The organism is Kytococcus schroeteri, from assembly GCF_042433515.1.
Classification (GTDB): Bacteria; Actinomycetota; Actinomycetes; order Actinomycetales; family Dermatophilaceae; genus Kytococcus; species Kytococcus schroeteri.
In genome coordinates this window covers 244,755-261,296 of record NZ_JBHLVH010000004.1, presented here as the reverse complement: position 1 = coordinate 261,296, position 16,542 = coordinate 244,755, and the positions used below count along the sequence as shown (strand labels likewise).

Below are 16,542 nucleotides of genomic sequence, written 5' to 3'. Positions count from 1 at the left end.
CCGTGGCCGATACTGCGTGCATGTACGGCAACGACTTCGCAGTTCCCGAGGAACCCCTGAACGCGGCCGAGACCCCTGAGTACTCCGCCGCCCTGCAGGACCAGGCCGACGGCGTGCTGGACCGGGACGGCGAGGGCACGCCCCACTTCGACGAGCTCATCGCGGCCGACAAGCGCATCGAGCCCCGCGACGAGATGCCGCAGGAGTACCGCGACACGCTGATCCGCCAGATCGCGCAGCACGCGCACAGCGAGATCATCGGCATGCAGCCGGAGGGCAACTGGATCACCCGCGCCCCCAGCCTGCGCCGCAAGGCCATCCTCATGGCCAAGGTGCAGGACGAGGCCGGCCACGGGCTCTACCTCTACTCCGCCGCCGAGACCCTGGGCATGAGCCGCGACGAGATGCTCGACCGCCTGCACACCGGGCGCCAGAAGTACAGCTCGATCTTCAACTACCCCACGCTCACCTGGGCCGACGCCGGCGCCATCGGGTGGCTCGTGGACGGCGCGGCGATCATGAACCAGGTGCCCCTGTGTCGCTGCTCCTACGGTCCGTACGGCCGCGCGATGGTGCGCGTGTGCAAGGAGGAGTCCTTCCACCAGCGGCAGGGCTTCGAGATCCTCTGGGCGCTCATGCAGGGCACCGAGGCGCAGCGCGAGATGGCCCAGGACGCGGTGAACCGCACCTGGTGGCCCGCGCTCATGATGTTCGGCCCGCCGGACACCGGCGAGAACGCCTCCGGCGGCCACACCGAGCAGTCGATGGCCTGGGGCATCAAGCGCTTCAGCAACGACGACCTGCGCCAGAAGTTCATCGACATGACCGTGCCGCAGGCCCAGAAGCTCGGCCTGACCCTGCCCGACCCGGACCTGCGGTGGAACGCCGAGCGCGGCCACTGGGACTTCGGCCCCGTCGACTGGGACGAGTTCTGGCAGGTCGTCAAGGGCAACGGGCCGGTCAACGCACAGCGCATCGCACACCGGGTGAGGGCGCACGAGGAGGGCGCCTGGGTGCGTGAGGCCGCGACGGCCCACGCCGCCAAGCAGGCCCGTGACGAGAAGAAGGAGGTGGCTGCGTGAGCGAGCAGGCCTGGCCCCTGTGGGAGGTCTTCGTCCGTGCCAAGCGCGGTCTGAACCACACGCACGTCGGATCGCTGCACGCGCCGGACGCCGAGATGGCGCTGCGCAACGGACGCGACGTCTACACCCGTCGTGGTGAGGGCGTCTCCGTGTGGGTGGTGAAGGCGGACGACATCACGGCCAACAGCCCGGACGAGCGCGACAGCTTCTTCGACCCGGCCGCCGACAAGGTGTACCGCCACCCGACCTTCTACGACGTCCCCGAGGACGTGGAGTACCTGTGAGCGACGAGCAGCTGGCCACCATGCCCGGCACCGCGCCGAAGGAGCCGCAGCGCTTCGAGCCCGAGCCCGGCGCGCCGGTGCCCACGACCCCCGAGACCGTCGGCCGCGCGCCCCGCCCGTGGGACGCCGCCGGCGACCCGGCCTCGATGACCGACGAGCAGCTCTCCGCGCGCTACCTGCTGGGCCTGGCCGACGACGCCCTGGTGTACGCCCAGCGCCTGGGGGAGTGGATCAGCCGTGCCCCGCAGATCGAGGAGGACATGGCCCTGGGCAACGTGGCCCTGGACCTCGTCGGTCAGGCGCGCACGCTGTACACCCGGGTGGGCGAGCTGGACGCCCAGCTCCTGCCCGGCGTGCAGGAGCTGGCGGAGGACGACCTGGCTTACTTCCGCACCGAGCGGGAGTTCCGCAACCGCTGGCTCGTCGAGCAGCCGCGCGGCGACTTCGCCCACGAGATGGTGCGGATGCTGTGGTTCTCCGCCCACCTGCTGGAGACCCTGGCCCGCCTCGTGCGCACCGAGGGCGCCGACGCCGTCGGCGTCGGTGCCGCGCGCAAGGCGCTCAAGGAGGTGGACTACCACCGGGACCACGCGGCCCAGTGGGTGATCCGCCTGGGCGACGGCACCGAGGAGTCCGGCCGGCGCACCGCCGCCGCCCTGGCGGCCCTGGAGCCGTTCGTGGCCGAGCTCTCCGAGGACGACCCGGTGGCCACCGAGGCCGCGCGCCGTGGGCTGGGCGTGCTGCCGAGCACCACCGCCGAGGCGGCGATCGCGTACGTGGCCGAGGTGCTCCGGGTGGCCACCCTCGAGCGCCCCGCGGCCGGGCGCTGGAACGCCGGCGGCGGGCGCACGGGCACGCACTCCGAGCAGCTGGGCTACCTGCTGGCCGAGATGCAGTCGGTGGCGCGGGCCCACCCCGGCGCCTCGTGGTGACCGGGGCGGACCTGCCGGCGGCCGGGGCGGGGCGCGCCCCGGTCGAGGAGGTGCTCCGGGCCCTGGAGTCGGTCCCCGACCCGGAGATCCCCGTCATCACGCTGGCGGACCTGGGCGTCCTGCGCTCGGTGGAGGCCGACGAGGACCGCGGCACGGTGCACGTGGTCATGACACCCACGTACTCCGGCTGCCCGGCCATGGAGGTCATGGAGGGCCAGGTGGCCCGCGCGGTGGCCCTGCGCGGCTGGGATCCCGAGGTGGAGCGCCGGCTCGACCCGCCGTGGACCACCGACTGGATGACCGACGAGGGCCGCGAGAAGCTGCGCGCCTTCGGCATCGCCCCGCCCGGCCCGGCCGGCGCAGCACGGTCCGGGCCCGCCGACGGGCCGGTGGGCCTGCAGCTGCAGGTGCGCCAGGTGCGCTGCCCGGCATGCGGTTCGGCGGACACCGAGGAGCTGGCCCGCTTCGGTTCCACCGCCTGCAAGGCCCTGCGCCGCTGCCGCGCCTGCCGCGAGCCGTTCGACGAGTTCAAGCCGCTGTGAGGCCCGCCGTCGTGACCCGACCCGAGAACACCCTGCGAGACCCTGGAGAGAGATGAGCCCCCTGAGCACCCCGACCCGACGCCGCGCGACCTTCCACCCCCTGAGGGTGGCCAGGGTCGAGCGGCTGACGGACACCTCGGTGGCCATCACCTTCGACGTGCCCGACGAGCTGGCCGAGGACTTCGCCTTCGAGCCCGGGCAGCACCTGACGCTGCGCGCCGAGATCGACGGGGTGGACGTGCGCCGGTCGTACTCCATCTGCCTGCCGCGCTCGCGCGCCCTGCGCGACAAGCACGTGCGCGTGGCGGTCTCCACGGTGCCACAGGGCGTGATGAGCAACTGGCTCGTGGACCACGTGTCCGAGGGGGACGAGCTGCAGGTGATGACCCCGATGGGCACCTTCGTGAACCCCTCGCAGCCCGATGCGGTGCGCCACCACGTGGCCATCGCGGCCGGTTCGGGCATCACGCCGGTCATGAGCCTGCTGGGCACCCTGCTGGAGGAGGAGCCCGGCTCGCGCGCCACGCTGATCTTCGGCAACCGCCGCACGGACTCGATCATGTTCCTCGAGGAGCTGGCGGACTACAAGAACCAGTACCCGGGGCGCTTCCAGCTGCTCAACGTGCTCTCCCGCGAGCCGCAGGAGGTGGAGCTGCTCCACGGCCGCATCGACGCCGAGCGGCTGGAGCGCATCTTCTCCACGCTGGTGCCGGTGGACCAGGTGGACCACTGGTACCTGTGCGGTCCGTTCGGGATGGTGGAGACCGCCCGCGAGCTGCTGGCGGCCAAGGGCGTCGCCGAGGAGGTCGTGCACCACGAGGTCTTCCACGTGGAGGACGCCCCGCCGCAGTCCGCCCCGGAGCCGGTGGACACCTCCGCCCCGCCGGAGGCCGTGGTGACCGTGACCCTGGACGGGCGCCGCAGCGAGGTGCCGATGCCGAGCCGGGACGGGGAGACCATCCTGGACGCCACCCTGCGCGAGCGGCCGGACGCGCCGTTCTCGTGCACCGGCGGCGTGTGCGGCACGTGCCGCGTCAAGGTGCTCGCCGGCGAGGTGCGCATGGACCGCAACTACGCGCTGGAGCCCGACGAGGTGGAGGCCGGCTACGCGCTGGCCTGCCAGAGCCACCCGGTGACGGACACCGCCGAGGTCGACTTCGACGTCTGAGGTCGTCGGTCCTCGGCCCTAGGGTTGCCGCGTGACCGCGAACCCCTCGACGACGCACCCCGTGCCGGACCGTGCTGCGCCCCACCCGGGCGAGGTGGACCCGTGGCCGGCGCTGTGGGCCCTGTGCCTGGGCTTCTTCATGGTGCTGGTGGACTCCACCATCGTGTCCATCGCCACCCCGGCGCTCATGGGCGAGTTCGACGCCACCGTGAGCCAGGTGGTCTGGGTGACCAGCGCCTACCTGCTCGCCTACGCGGTGCCGCTGCTGGTGACGGGGCGGCTGGGGGACCGGTTCGGGCCGCGCCGCATCTACCTGCTGGGCCTGGCGGTCTTCACGGCCGCGTCGGCCTGGTGCGGGCTGGCGCACAGCATCGAGGCGCTCGTCGCCGCCCGCGTGGTGCAGGGGCTCGGGGCCGCGCTGCTGAGCCCGCAGACGATGGCCGTGATGACGCGGCTCTTCCCCGGTGAGCGCCGGGGCCGGGCGATGGCGGCGTGGGGCGCGACCGCTGGCGTGGCCACGCTCGTGGGGCCGTTGCTCGGAGGGCTGCTGCTGGACTCGGTGGGCTGGGAGTGGATCTTCTTCGTCAACGTGCCGGTCGGGGTGCTGGCGTTCGTGCTGGCCGTCCGGCTCGTGCCGCGGTTCGAGCAGCGGGCGCACCGCTTCGACGGGCTGGGGGTGGTGCTCAGCGCCCTGGGCATGTTCCTGCTGGTGTTCGGCATCCAGGAGGGTCAGACCTACGACTGGGGCCGCATCATCGGCTGGGTGAGCGTGCCCCTGCTCATCGTCGCGGGCCTCGTGGTGCTCGGCGCCTTCGTGGCCTGGCAGGCGGTGCAGCGGGGCGAGCCGCTGGTGCCGCTGGGGCTCTTCGCGCACCGCAACTTCAGTCTGGCCAACCTGGCCATCACGACGGTGGGGTTCGCCACCATCGCCACCGCGTTCCCGATGATCCTGTACCTGCAGTCCGTGCGGGGCATGTCGCCGACGCAGGCCGCGCTCGTGCTGGCCCCCTCGTCCGTGGTCACGATGTTGCTGGCCCGCTGGGCCGGCGGTCTGGTCGACCGGCTGCACCCGCGGGTCCTGGCCACGGGCGGCCTGGTGGGCCTGGCGGCCGGCTACCTGCTGGCGGCCCTCACGATCTCCCCGGGCACCCCGTTGCTGCTGCTCCTGGCGCCGTGGGCGCTCATCGGGCTGAGCAGCTGCTTCGTGTGGGCGCCGCTGTCGGTCGCGGCCACGCGCACCCTGCCGCCGCACGCCATCGGGGCCGGGTCCGGCGTGTACAACACCACCCGGCAGGTGGGGTCGGTGCTGGGGTCGGCGGCCATCGCGGCCCTCATCGAGGCCCGGATGGCGGCGCACCTCGTGGGTGCGGGCGGGGCTCCGGGTGGCGCTCCTGCGTCGGGCGGCGGGGCCGACTCGGCCGGGAGCGGCGCCGGCGGGTCCGCGGACGGTGTCGCGGCCGGCGGTGAGGCCATGGCCCACGCCGGGGGCCAGGTGCCGCCCGTCGTGGCCGACGCCATGAGCGCCGCGCTGCGCGAGGCGATGCTGCTGCCCGCCGCCGTGCTGGTGCTCGGGGCTCTGGCGGCGGTCTGCCTCGTGGCGCACCGGGACGAGAACGCCCCCACGGCCTGAGCAGGGCTCGGGTCGTGGGGGCGTCGGTGCCCTTCGCGGGGCGGGGTGGGCGACCGCGGCGTGGCGCCGTTCGTGGCGGGCGCCCGCGGGCTCAGAGCAGCAGCGCCACGGCCCACGTGATCGCGACGATGACGCCGGCGACCACGAACGTCCAGGCCCAGAGCCGGTCGAGGTTCACCCAGTGGCTGCGCAGGACCTCCAGCCCCATCACCTCGTACACGGCCAGCGCCATCGCGGCCGAGACCACGGCCATGGCCAGGGCGTGGACGACGGCCAGCCCGGCCGCCTGCCACAGGGCCGTGCCCAGCGACAGCGTGAGCCCCTCGGGCGTCGGGGCGCCCGCCCCCACGACGACGGGCGCCAGCATCAGCCCCGCGCCGGTGGTGGTGGACATGAGGAAGGACCACCAGGCGAGCTCCCAGAAGCCCAGGCGCATGCCCACCCAGCGGAAGTGGCGGCGGCGCCCCAGCAGGTAGACGCCGAAGCCCACGAGCAGCACGGCGACCACGCCGAGCGCCACGGCGTGGGTGACCGCCCCGGCGACCACTGCGGTCACCAGGGCGGTCGGCAGCACGGAGAGCTCGTGCCCCAGGGCGATCGGCACGATCGCCCCGAGCAGCGCCCGACGGCTGCGCTGCTGCAGCCCGAAGGAGACCGCGAAGAGCCACCCCATGCCGGGGTTCAGCCCGTGGAAGGCCCCGAGCCCGGCGCTGGCGAGCCAGTCACCGAGCCCGAGGTCCGCCGGGGCGTGCTCGTGGCCGCCGTGGGCCGGGAGCACGCCCGGGCTCGCGCCACCGGTCACCGGAAGCAGTACGAGTCGCTGGAGGAGTCGCCACCCTGCAGGCGCACCTGGTGCACCCGGTTGCCGCGGAAGTCCTCGCCGTGCGGGAAGAACGTCTCGTCCAGCACCATGCCGCCGTTCTCCGGGTCGACGTCGGCCTTCGCCATCCACGCACCCACGCCCTCGGGATACAGGTCGTCGTCCCAGGCGCCGTAGAGGCTGTTGGTCCAGTAAACGCGGCAGCCGTACGCGGCGCTCTGGGGGTCCAGGTCCACCACGGCCAGCGCGTTCGGCTGGTCCGCGCCGTCGAACTGGAAGGTGGCCACGTACGCCAGCGTCTCGGCGGGCGCGCGGGTGGCCATCGTGGGGGAAGGGTAGAAGGTCTCGTCAGGCTTCCACGAGGTGCGGGACACGCAGGTCATCATTGTGTGCTGAGGTGATTGACAGCATCACGAAGCGTCACATGCGAGGCTGGGTGTCCCCAACTCCCGCCGACCGGTGGGAGATCACAGTCCGGGAGGTCACCGTGCGGTCCACGCTCCGGGTCACCGAGGTCGACGTCTTCGCCACCGGCCCGTTCACCGGCAACGGGCTGGCCGTGGTGCACGGCGCCGACCACCTCACCGACGAGCAGCTGCAGGCCGTCGCCCGCTGGACCCAGTTCTCCGAGACGGCGTTCCTGCTGCGCCCCACCGTGCCGGGCGCCGACTACCGGGTGCGGATCCTCACCCCGGTGACCGAGTACGCGTTCGCGGGGCACCCCACGCTCGGGGCCGCCCACGCCTGGCTCGGGGCCGGAGGGGTGCCGGGGAGCCGCTCCGACGGCGGCACGGGCACCGTGGGAACTGGGGGCACTGCGGGAACGGTGGTGCAGGAGTGCGGCATCGGGCTGGTCACCGTGCGCCGCGACGGGGCGGGCGCGGAGGGGACGGAGGGCGCACCGGGCCGGACGGGCCAGGCAGGTGCGCTGCTGTCCTTCGCCGCCCCGGAGCGCACCCGCACCGGCCCGTTGGCCCAGGACGACCTGGCCCGCGTCCTCGACGCGCTGGGGCTCACCGCCGCGGACGTCGTGGCCCACGCGTGGGGCAGCAACGGGCCGCAGTGGCGGATGGTGGAGCTCGCCGACGCCGAGGCGGTGCGGGCCGTGGGCGGATCGCTCGTGGGGACGGGTCTGCGCTGTGGCGTCGTCGGCGTCGAGACGGACCCGGGTGCCGGCGTCGCCTACGAGGTGCGCGCCTTCACCTCCCAGCACGAGGACGCCGTGACCGGCAGCCTGCAGGCCTCCGTGGCGCAGTGGATGCGGGAGCGTGGCCGGGTGCCGCGACGGTGGACGGCCGCGCAGGGTGGGTCCGTGGGTCGGGCCGGCCGGGTGGAGCTCCTGGACGACGGGCACGACGTGTGGGTGGGCGGTCGGTGCGCCACCCGGGTGAGCGGGACCCTACACCTGGGGTGAGGAACGGCCTCGGCCTGCCCCGTCTACGATGCGGCATGACGACAGCCACGTCCGACTGGAGACGGGACCGAGTGGGTTCCGCCCTGCGCGGTGAGAACCCCACGGTGCTGCGCCGCCTCCGGGCCGGCTTCGCCGTGATCGGGGACGTGCAGCACTTCCCCGGCTACTGCGTGCTCATCACCGACGACCCCACGGCCACGACGCTGACCGACCTGACCGTCGAGCGGCAGGAGGACTTCCTGGCCGATGCCGCGCTGCTGGCCCGCGCGGTGGAGCACGTGGTGCGCCGGCGCGACCCGGCCTACCGCCGCATCAACCTCGAGGTGCAGGGCAACACGGATGCCTTCCTGCACGCCCACGTCACACCCCGCTTCGCCTGGGAACCCGACCCCCTCGTCCGATGGCCCGCTGGTGTGACCTGGTGGGCGGGGGTCCCGGACGCCGCCTCGTGCGCTCTCGGAGCCGAGCACGACGGGCTGCGGGCGGAGATCACCGCTGCCCTGGACGCGGGCCTCGGCGACCGGCGCTGACCCCGCACCGCGGGCCCGGGGCCCGCGCCCCTCAGCCCCGGCGGTACTCCACCACCTCGAAGCCGTCGGCCGGGCGGCGGGAGATCTCGCGCCAGTCCGGGCCGATCTCGGGGAAGAACGTGTCGGCGTCCTGCGGGGCCTGGTGCACCTCGCTCACCACGAGGCGGTCCGCGTGCGGCAGCGCGTCGGCGAACACGCCCGCGCCCCCGACGACGAACACCTCCCCGTCACCGGCCATGAGCAGCGCCTCGGCCCAGGTGCGGGCCACGAGCACCTCGGGGAAGCGGGGGCCGGCCTCCCGGTCGCACGGGTCCACCTGGCCGCCGGGCAGCCAGTCCCGGTCGCTGGTGAGCACCACGTGGCGGCGTCCGGGCAGCGGCCGCCCGAACGACTCGAACGTGCGCCGGCCCATCACCATCGTGCCGCCCATGGTGGTGTCCTTGAAGTGCTTGAGGTCGGCGGGCAGGTGCCACGGCAGCCCGCCGTCCCGGCCGATCGCCCCGTTCTCTCCCACGGCCACCACGAGCGTCAGCGTCTGGTCGAAGCCCCGCGTCATGAGCGGGGGCACGCGCTCGCCGAGCTCGTGGGCCTCGGCCAGGGCGGTGAGCACCTGGGCCTCGTGCGGCACGGTGCGCTCCGGCAGGGCGTCCAGCGGCCACCAGCGCAGGTCGGCGGCCTTGTCCGGCTCCTGCAGCGCGGGCTCCCCGGTCCAGCGGCGGGGACGCACGAAGACGTCGATCCGCTCCTCCAGCGGGGTGGAGATCGCCACGTGGCGGTGCAGCACGCTGACGGGCTCGAGGTCGTCGAGGTGCACCTCGATGCCGAGCTCCTCGGCCGCCTCACGGGTGGCGGTCTGCAGGAAGGACTCGCCGGCCTCCACGTGCCCGGCGGCACCGCAGGCCCACCACCCGTCCATGTACCCGGTGCCGCGGCGCAGCTGCAGGAGCACCTCGGTGCGGGGGCCGGGCTGGTCGGGGGCCTGGCGCAGCACCACGAGGTAGGTGGACGGGACGACCTGGAAGCGCGGGGAGGGCATGGGGGGAGTCTCGCAGGTGGGCCCCGCCGCGGGCGGCTGCCGGTGCGCCGACGGGCTCAGCCCGGGTCAGCCCCACGGCGGCGCTCAGACCGCGATGGGGGCGCTGATGGCCGGGTGCGGGTCGTACCCGTGGACGGTCACGTCCTCGAGGTCGAAGGCGTCCAGCTCCCGCACGGCGGGGTTGAGCTCCAGAGTCGGCAGCGCACGCGGCTCCCGGGCGAGCTGCGCGCGGGCCTGCTCGAGGTGGTTGGAGTACAGGTGCAGGTCGCCCATCGTGTGCACGAAGTCGCCGACCTCCAGGCCGGTGACGTGCGCGACCATGTGGGTGAGCAGCGCATAGCTGGCGATGTTGAAGGGGACGCCCAGGAAGAGGTCGGCGCTGCGCTGGTAGAGCTGGCAGCTCAGGCGGCCGTCGGCCACGTGGAACTGGAAGAGCGCGTGGCACGGCGGCAGGGCCATCTCGTCCACCTCGGCCGGGTTCCACGCGCTGACGACGTGGCGGCGCGAGGCCGGGTTCTCCCGGATGCTGCGGACCACCTTCGCGATCTGGTCGACGCTGCCGCCGTCGGGCGAGGGCCAGGAGCGCCACTGCGCGCCGTAGACCGGGCCGAGGTCACCGTTCTCGTCGGCCCACTCGTTCCAGATGTGGATGTCGCGCTCCTGCAGCCAGCGGACGTTGGTGTCCCCGCGCAGGAACCACAGCAGCTCGCCGACGACGCCCTTGCGGTAGATGCGCTTGGTGGTGACCAGCGGGAAGCCCTCGCGCAGGTCGTAGCGGGCCTGGCGGCCGAAGACGGCCAGGGTGCCGGTGCCGGTGCGGTCGTCGGTGGCGACGCCGTTCTCCAGCACGTCGCGGAGCAGGTCGAGGTACTGGCGCATGGGGGCAAAACTACCGAGGCTGGGCCCACCCGGGAACCGTGGGCCACCCGGCGCAGTAGGGTCCCGCACTGTGACCCGCAGCACCGATGCCGCCGCCCGCGACGCCGCCGTCCTCTGGCACCCGTACTCGCGCCGCTCCGGGGCCGTGCCGCCCCGCGAGGTGGTCGGCGCGCAGGGCTGCCGCCTGCACCTGGCCGACGGCTCCACCCCGCTGGACGCGATGTCCTCCTGGTGGTGCATGGTGCACGGCTACCGGCACCCGCGCCTGGACGCCGCGGTGCACGCGCAGGTGGACCGGTTCAGCCACGTGATGTTCGGCGGCCTCACCCACGCCCCGGCGGTGGAGCTGGCCGAGCGCCTCGTCGCCATGACCCCCGAGCCGCTGCGCCACGTCTTCCTCGCGGACTCCGGCTCGGTGTCCGTGGAGGTGGCCCTGAAGATCTGCGCCCAGGTGCAGCTGGGCCGCGGACGCACCGGCCGGCACCGCATGCTCACCGTGGCCGGCGGGTACCACGGCGACACCCTGGCGCCGATGGGGGTCTGCGACCCGGACAACGGCATGCACGCCATGTTCCGCGGGGTGCTCACCGAGCACGTGTTCGCCCCGCGCCCGCCGATCTGGGCGCCCACCTCCCTGGCGGCCGGCGCCGGGTGGGGCACGCAGGCGGCCAGCCCGTCGGCGGACGCCGCGCTGGCCTCCTGGGCCGCCGAGACCCGCCGCATCGCCGCCGAGCACGCGCACGAGCTGGCCGGCATCGTCGTGGAGCCCGTCCTGCAGGGGGCCGGGGGCATGCGTGCCTACGACCCGCGCGCCCTCCACGTGCTGCGCGAGATCGCCGACGAGCACGGCCTGGTGCTGGTCCTCGACGAGATCGCCACCGCCTTCGGGCGCACCGGTACGCTCTTCGGGGCCGACCACGCCGCGGGGGTGGACCCCGAGGGCCGCCCGGTGGTGCCGGACGTCCTGTGCGTGGGCAAGGCGCTCACCGGCGGGTACCTCAGCCTGGCGGCCGTTGTCGCCACCGACGAGGTGGCCGCCGCCGTCGACGCCACCGGCGCCCTGATGCACGGCCCCACCTTCATGGGCAACCCCCTGGCCTGCGCGGCGGCGAACGCCAGCCTCGACCTCCTGGCCGAGGGGGAGTGGCGCACGCAGGTGCCCTGCATCGAGGCGGGCCTGCAGCAGCACCTCGCCCCGGCGCTGGACCTGCCGACCGTCCGGGACGTGCGCGTGCTCGGGGCCGTCGGGGTGCTGGAGACGACCGCGCCGGTGGACCTTCCGGCCCTCACCGAGGCGGCCCTGCGCCGCGGCGTGTGGGTGCGCCCCTTCGGCACGCTCGTCTACACGATGCCGCCCTACGTCGCCACGCCCGAGGAGGTGGCCACCATCGCCACCGGCCTCGTCGAGGCCGTCTCCGAGACCGTCACCGAGGCCGGCCCCCGGTGAGCGCCTGGGAGCAGCACCTGCAGCGCGCCGCCGCCGTGCGGGAACGGCGCGACCTCGTGCGTCGGCCGCGTGCGCTGCCGCGGGGCGCCGTCGACCTCGCGGGCAACGACTACCTGGGCCTGGCCCGCCACCCGCGGGTGCTGGCCGGCGCCCGGGAGGCGCTGGAGCTCCACGGGGCGGGGGCCACCGCCAGCCGGCTGGTCACCGGCACCACCGCCGTGCACACGGCGCTGGAGGAGGCTCTCGCGGACTGGTGCGGCGCCGAGGCGGCCCTGGTCTTCTCCAGCGGCTACCTGGCCAACCTGGGCGTCGTCACGGCGCTCGCCGACCGCGGCACCACCCTCGTGGCCACCGACCGGATGCACGCCTCGGTGCACGATGCCGTGCGCCTGGCCCGCGGGCAGGAGCAGGTCGTCGCCCACGACGACCCGGTTGCGCTCGAGGCCGTGCTCGCGGCCAGCCGCTCCCCGCGGGCGCTCGTGCTCGTGGAGTCCGTGGACAGCGTCACCGGGGCCGTCGCGCCGCTCGCCGAGCTGGCCGCGGTCTGCGCCCGCCACGGCGCGCTCCTCGTGGTGGACGAGGCGCACGGCCTGGGCGTGCTCGGCGGAGGCCGGGGGCTGGTGGCGCACGCGGGCCTGGCCGGGAGGCCCGACGTGGTGCAGGTGGTCACCCTCTCCAAGGCCCTCGGGGCACAGGGCGGGGCGGTGCTCGGCCCGGCGGCGGTGGTGCGCCACGTGGCGGCCACGGCCCGGGCCTTCATCTACGACACGGCGCTCGCCCCCGCCCCGGCGGGTGCGGCCCTCTCCGCGCTCGGCGTCTTGGCCGACGAACCCGAGCGGGTGGAGCGGCTGCACCGGGTGCGCGACCGCCTGGCCGGTGCCCTGGGGGTCGAGGCACCGCCCGGGGCGGTGATGGCCCGACCCGCCCCGGACGCCGCCACGGCCCTGGCCTGGCAGGCCGCCTGCCAGGAGCAGGGGGTGGCCGTCGGGTGCTTCCGGCCGCCGTCGGTGCCAGATGGGGTCTCCCGCCTGCGGGTGACGGCCTCGGCAGGGCTGGACGACGCCGCGCTCGAGCGCGGTACGGCCGTCCTGGAGTCGGTCCTGGGGCCGGTGCCGGAGAGCGCGCTCGAGCGGGCGCTGCCGGAGGCGGGCGCATGAGCGGGCAGGCCCCGGGGGTGGTCCGTGTGGTGGTGGTGACAGGTACGGACACCGACGTGGGCAAGACCGTGGTCACCGCGGCGCTGTGCGCCCGGCTGCTGGCCGACGGGCAGCGGGTGCACCTGCACAAGCCCACCCAGACCGGCGTGGCCGCGGACGAGGAGGGCGACGTGCAGACCGTCCGGCGGATGCTCGGGGCGCCGGTCGGCCTCACCACCTCCGAGGGGGTGCGGCTGCCCGAGCCGCTGGCGCCGGCGACGGCGGCCCGGCGGGCGGGCGTGGAGGCCCCGACCGTGGCCCGGCACGCCGAGCAGGTCCGTGAACTGGCCCGTGCGCTGGCGCGGGAGACGGCCGGCGCGACCCTGGTGCTCGAGGGCGCCGGGGGCGTGCTGGTGGAGATGGACGCCGCCGGGGGAACCCTGCGCGACCTCGTGCGCGAGCTCGCCACCGGCACGCCGGATCACGAGGGGGGCGGTGACGCGCTGTCGGTGCAGGTGGTCGTCGTGGCGCGCGCCGGTCTGGGGACCCTCAACCACGCGGCGCTGACGGTCGAGGCCCTGCGTGGCCCGCTCGGCGAGCGGCTCCCGGCGCGCACGCTGGCCGGCCTCGTCGTGGGCGCCTCGAGCGAGGACCCGGGACTGGCCGAGCGGTGCAACGTGGAGGACCTGCCGCGCGTCACCGGCCTGCCGTTGCTGGGGTCGGTCCCCGCGGGGGCCGGGGACCTGTCGCCGGAGGACCTCGTCGCGGGGGCGGCCCGCTGGTTGGTGTGGCCGTGACCGGCTGCCCCGTCACCGGGCACCATGCGCCCGCTCTCCCGGTCGTCCCGCACCGCGGCGTGCCCACGGTGCTCGACCCCGCCCTGGGCGCCGCGGTGATGCTCGACCCCGCCACCTGGAGCCCGGCCGGCTCGATGGTGGCGCACCGTCCGCTGTGCCCCGCCGCCCTGCGGGTGCTGGCCCGGGCCGGCTTCGCGCTGCCCCCGGCCCTGGCCAACAACGACACCCCCTCCCACCCGGTGCTGCGTGGGGCGGTGGCACCGCTGCTGGCCGCCCGCCGGGTGCGGGCGTGGCGCCCCCGCATCGCCGCCCTGGCGCAGCAGGGCGCCGAGGAGGCCCTGGCGGCGGCCCGGCGCGACGGCGAGGTGGACCTCGCGGTGGTCGGACCCGGTCGGGTGCCGCTCGCGGTGATGACGGAGCTGCTCGGCATCGGTGAGGGGCTGCCGCACGACCTGCTGGCTCGCTCCGCCGCCCCGGCCCTCGAGCTGTTCTGGGGCGAGGCCGACGACTCCCGCCAGGTGGATCTCGCCGGCGCGTGCGCCGAGCTGTACCGGGCCATCCGGGCGGAGCTGCGGCGCGTCCGGGCGGCCGTGCCGGCCGTCGGTGGGGATGGCCCTGGGGACGGCACCGGGCCCTGGGCCGATGCCGGGGCCGAGGCCGACGGCCTGCTGGGCCGTCTGGTGCGGGCCGGGTGCGACGACCGGGTCGCGGCCTCGGCCGCCTTCTTCACGGTCGTGGCGGGCCACGAGACGACGCGCTGGCTGGTGGCGGGCGCCCCGGGTCGTTCGCGTTCGGCGTCGGCCCGCACCGGTGCCTGGGCGGGGAGCTGGCCCGCGTGGAGACCGAGGAGATCCTGGCGGCCACCGCCCGGACCCTCGGGCCGGTCGAGCTCCGGTCGACCGGCCCGCGGGTGGACCTCTTCTCGTTCCAGTCGCCCGGCGCCGTGCGGGTCGCGCCCCTCCCGCTTGGGGCCTGAGGCGGTCGGGCGAGTACCGTGGACCCCGACGGACCCCGCGCCCGAGCGCAGGTCCCCCCTGATTTTCCTGCCCGAGCCACGGCATCGATGACCGGTGGCGGGCACCGTCCAGACCGATCGACACGAAGGATCCACGTGACGCCTCGTACCACCCTGCCCGAGCCCCCGAAGCTGCCCAAGAACGGCGTCCGCGTCGTCGCCCTGGGTGGCCTCGGTGAGGTCGGCCGCAACATGACCGTCATCGAGTACGGCGGCAAGCTGCTCATCGTCGACTGCGGCGTGCTCTTCCCGGACGACAGCCAGCAGCCCGGCGTCGACCTCATCCTCCCGGACTTCGAGTACCTCGACGACCGCTGGGACGACATCGTCGCCCTGGTGCTGACCCACGGCCACGAGGACCACATCGGCGCCGTGCCGTACCTGCTGCGCAACCGCCCCGACATCCCCGTGGTCGGCTCCAAGCTGACGCTCGCCCTGGTCGAGGCCAAGTGCAAGGAGCACAAGCTCACCCCGCGCACGATCACGGTGCGCGAGGACGACATCGAGAACTTCGGCAAGTTCGAGTGCGAGTTCGTGGCCGTCAACCACTCCATCCCGGACGCTCTCGCGGTGTTCATCCACACCCCCGGCGGCACGCTGCTGGTCACCGGTGACTTCAAGATGGACCAGCTGCCGCTGGACGGCCGGATCACCGACCTGCGGGCCTTCGCCCGCCTCGGCGAGGAGGGGGTGGACCTGTTCCTCACCGACTCCACGAACGCCGACGTGCCCGGCTTCACCACCCCGGAGCGCAACATCGCCCCGGCCATCGAGCGCGTCTTCGCGAAGTCCGAGAAGCGCATCATCGCGGCCTGCTTCAGCTCGCACGTGCACCGCGTGCAGCAGATCCTCGATGCCGCCGCGGCTACCGGGCGCAAGGTCGCCTTCGTGGGGCGCTCGATGATCCGCAACATGGGCATCGCCTCCGACCTGGGGTACCTCGACGTGCCGGACAACGTGCTGGTGGACGTGCGCAAGCTGGCCAAGCTCCCCCCGCACCAGGTGGTGCTCATCTGCACCGGCTCGCAGGGTGAGCCGATGGCCGCGCTGAGCCGTATGGCCAACCAGGACCACCAGATCGAGGTGGGCGAGGGCGACACCGTGCTGCTGGCCAGCTCGCTCATCCCCGGCAACGAGAAGTCGGTGTACAAGGTCATCAACGGCCTCATGAAGCTGGGCGCCAACGTGGTGCACAAGGGCAACGCGATGGTGCACGTCTCCGGCCACGCGAGCGCCGGTGAGCTGCTGTACGCCTACAACATCGTCAAGCCCAAGAACGTGCTGCCCGTGCACGGTGAGTGGCGCCACATGCTGGCCAACGCCGAGCTGGCCAAGCAGACCGGTGTGCCCGAGGAGAACGTCGTGGTGGCCGAGGACGGCGTGGTCGTCGACCTCGTGGACGGCAAGGCCTCGATCGTCGGCCAGGTGCCGGCGGCCCACGTGTACGTCGACGGCGGCAACGTCGGCACCTCCGACGAGGACCTCCTCAAGGAGCGCCGCATCCTGCGCGACGAGGGTTTCGTCTCCATCGTCGTGGTGCGTGACGCCGACACCGGCAAGATCATCTCCGGCCCGGACATCCACGCCCGCGGCGTGTCCGAGGGCGAGAAGATCCTGCAGCGCGCGGTGCCCAAGGTGGAGCAGGCCCTGGAGGAGGCCCGCCTGAAGGGCACCACGGACGTGCACCAGCTGCAGCAGGTCGTGCGCCGGGCGATGGGCGGGTACATCGGCGGCAAGCTCAAGCGTCGCCCGATGATCATCCCGGTGGTCATCAACGCCTGAGGCGCCCGCCGCGCCCGTGGTCGGACGAGGCCCCGCCGCTCCCTGGGG

At 74.4% G+C, this 16,542-nt stretch carries 17 protein-coding genes; 13 read left to right on the top strand and 4 right to left on the bottom strand.

The features are described from left to right. Positions 1 to 20: 20 nt before the first annotated feature. Genes paaA through ACFFHC_RS02975 form a run of 6 tightly spaced genes read left to right on the top strand, consistent with a single transcriptional unit; the run spans position 21 to position 5,638 of the window. On the top strand, positions 21 to 1,082 hold the full coding sequence (gene paaA / locus ACFFHC_RS03000; RefSeq protein ID WP_101849835.1) for a 1,2-phenylacetyl-CoA epoxidase subunit PaaA: 1,062 nt from the start codon (positions 21 to 23) through the stop codon (positions 1,080 to 1,082). Continuing rightward, entirely contained in the window at positions 1,079 to 1,366 is a 288-nt protein-coding gene (gene paaB / locus ACFFHC_RS02995) for a 1,2-phenylacetyl-CoA epoxidase subunit PaaB (RefSeq protein WP_070706257.1), read from the top strand. The genes paaA and paaB overlap by 4 nt, the downstream gene beginning before the upstream one ends. Further along, entirely contained in the window at positions 1,363 to 2,298 is a 936-nt protein-coding gene (gene paaC / locus ACFFHC_RS02990) for a 1,2-phenylacetyl-CoA epoxidase subunit PaaC (protein ID WP_238138200.1), read from the top strand. Before paaB ends, paaC begins: the two co-directional genes overlap by 4 nt. After that, the gene (gene paaD / locus ACFFHC_RS02985; protein WP_371327515.1) at positions 2,292 to 2,840 is read left to right on the top strand and encodes a 1,2-phenylacetyl-CoA epoxidase subunit PaaD; all 549 of its coding nucleotides are present in this window, start codon (positions 2,292 to 2,294) and stop codon (positions 2,838 to 2,840) included. Before paaC ends, paaD begins: the two co-directional genes overlap by 7 nt. A 52-nt stretch (positions 2,841 to 2,892) precedes the next feature. After that, complete coding sequence (gene paaE / locus ACFFHC_RS02980) at positions 2,893 to 4,008, top strand: 1,2-phenylacetyl-CoA epoxidase subunit PaaE (RefSeq protein WP_070705236.1); 1,116 nt, start codon at positions 2,893 to 2,895, stop codon at positions 4,006 to 4,008. Between the two features lie 31 nt (positions 4,009 to 4,039). After that, the gene (locus ACFFHC_RS02975) at positions 4,040 to 5,638 is read left to right on the top strand and encodes a DHA2 family efflux MFS transporter permease subunit (protein WP_379802911.1); all 1,599 of its coding nucleotides are present in this window, start codon (positions 4,040 to 4,042) and stop codon (positions 5,636 to 5,638) included. 91 nt (positions 5,639 to 5,729) lie between these two features. Here ACFFHC_RS02975 and ACFFHC_RS02970 read toward each other — a convergent pair whose 3' ends face one another. Beyond that, positions 5,730 to 6,416 (bottom strand): hypothetical protein, encoded by a 687-nt coding sequence (locus ACFFHC_RS02970; protein WP_238138201.1) that lies wholly within the window; start codon positions 6,414 to 6,416, stop codon positions 5,730 to 5,732. A gap of 20 nt (positions 6,417 to 6,436) precedes the next feature. Next, positions 6,437 to 6,832: a selenium-binding protein SBP56-related protein gene (locus tag ACFFHC_RS02965; RefSeq protein ID WP_070705123.1), complete on the bottom strand. Its 396-nt coding sequence runs from the start codon at positions 6,830 to 6,832 to the stop codon at positions 6,437 to 6,439. A 113-nt stretch (positions 6,833 to 6,945) separates the two neighbouring features. Between ACFFHC_RS02965 and ACFFHC_RS02960 the strand changes: the two genes are divergently transcribed. Then, on the top strand, positions 6,946 to 7,872 hold the full coding sequence (locus ACFFHC_RS02960; RefSeq protein WP_379802904.1) for a PhzF family protein: 927 nt from the start codon (positions 6,946 to 6,948) through the stop codon (positions 7,870 to 7,872). A 35-nt stretch (positions 7,873 to 7,907) separates the two neighbouring features. Beyond that, a complete protein-coding gene (locus ACFFHC_RS02955) occupies positions 7,908 to 8,402 on the top strand; it encodes an HIT family protein (RefSeq protein ID WP_070705124.1) in 495 nt (164 codons plus the stop codon). Between the two features lie 31 nt (positions 8,403 to 8,433). Here ACFFHC_RS02955 and ACFFHC_RS02950 read toward each other — a convergent pair whose 3' ends face one another. Both ACFFHC_RS02950 and ACFFHC_RS02945 read right to left on the bottom strand, forming a co-directional pair. After that, positions 8,434 to 9,438, bottom strand: coding sequence for a dihydrofolate reductase (locus ACFFHC_RS02950; RefSeq protein WP_070705125.1), 1,005 nt, complete (start codon positions 9,436 to 9,438; stop codon positions 8,434 to 8,436). Between the two features lie 84 nt (positions 9,439 to 9,522). After that, positions 9,523 to 10,317, bottom strand: a complete 795-nt coding sequence (locus tag ACFFHC_RS02945; protein ID WP_070705126.1) for a thymidylate synthase — start codon at positions 10,315 to 10,317, stop codon at positions 9,523 to 9,525. Positions 10,318 to 10,387: 70 nt separating this feature from the next. Here ACFFHC_RS02945 and ACFFHC_RS02940 point away from each other — a divergent pair, with 70 nt between their 5' ends. From ACFFHC_RS02940 to ACFFHC_RS02920, 5 genes are read left to right on the top strand one after another with little or no spacing between them, the layout of a single operon-like run. Then, positions 10,388 to 11,764, top strand: coding sequence for an adenosylmethionine--8-amino-7-oxononanoate transaminase (locus tag ACFFHC_RS02940; RefSeq protein WP_238138202.1), 1,377 nt, complete (start codon positions 10,388 to 10,390; stop codon positions 11,762 to 11,764). Further along, complete coding sequence (locus ACFFHC_RS02935) at positions 11,761 to 12,921, top strand: aminotransferase class I/II-fold pyridoxal phosphate-dependent enzyme (protein ID WP_180802260.1); 1,161 nt, start codon at positions 11,761 to 11,763, stop codon at positions 12,919 to 12,921. The genes ACFFHC_RS02940 and ACFFHC_RS02935 overlap by 4 nt, the downstream gene beginning before the upstream one ends. Continuing rightward, entirely contained in the window at positions 12,918 to 13,697 is a 780-nt protein-coding gene (bioD, locus tag ACFFHC_RS02930) for a dethiobiotin synthase (protein WP_101849838.1), read from the top strand. The genes ACFFHC_RS02935 and bioD overlap by 4 nt, the downstream gene beginning before the upstream one ends. Beyond that, entirely contained in the window at positions 13,694 to 14,764 is a 1,071-nt protein-coding gene (locus tag ACFFHC_RS02925) for a cytochrome P450 family protein (RefSeq protein WP_379802893.1), read from the top strand. Before bioD ends, ACFFHC_RS02925 begins: the two co-directional genes overlap by 4 nt. A gap of 44 nt (positions 14,765 to 14,808) precedes the next feature. Further along, positions 14,809 to 16,494, top strand: coding sequence for a ribonuclease J (locus ACFFHC_RS02920; protein ID WP_379802890.1), 1,686 nt, complete (start codon positions 14,809 to 14,811; stop codon positions 16,492 to 16,494). The last annotated feature ends 48 nt before the right edge of the window (positions 16,495 to 16,542 follow it).

Excerpts from the sequence above, each read along its gene's own strand:
- paaA (WP_101849835.1), top strand. The coding sequence starts at position 21 with ATGTACGGCAACGACTTCGCAGTTCCCGAGGAACCCCTGAACGCGGCC.
- bioD (WP_101849838.1), top strand. The coding sequence starts at position 12,918 with ATGAGCGGGCAGGCCCCGGGGGTGGTCCGTGTGGTGGTGGTGACAGGT.
- paaE (WP_070705236.1), top strand. The coding sequence starts at position 2,893 with ATGAGCCCCCTGAGCACCCCGACCCGACGCCGCGCGACCTTCCACCCC.
- ACFFHC_RS02945 (WP_070705126.1), bottom strand. The coding sequence starts at position 10,317 with ATGCGCCAGTACCTCGACCTGCTCCGCGACGTGCTGGAGAACGGCGTC.
- ACFFHC_RS02950 (WP_070705125.1), bottom strand. The coding sequence starts at position 9,438 with ATGCCCTCCCCGCGCTTCCAGGTCGTCCCGTCCACCTACCTCGTGGTG.
- ACFFHC_RS02955 (WP_070705124.1), top strand. The coding sequence starts at position 7,908 with ATGACGACAGCCACGTCCGACTGGAGACGGGACCGAGTGGGTTCCGCC.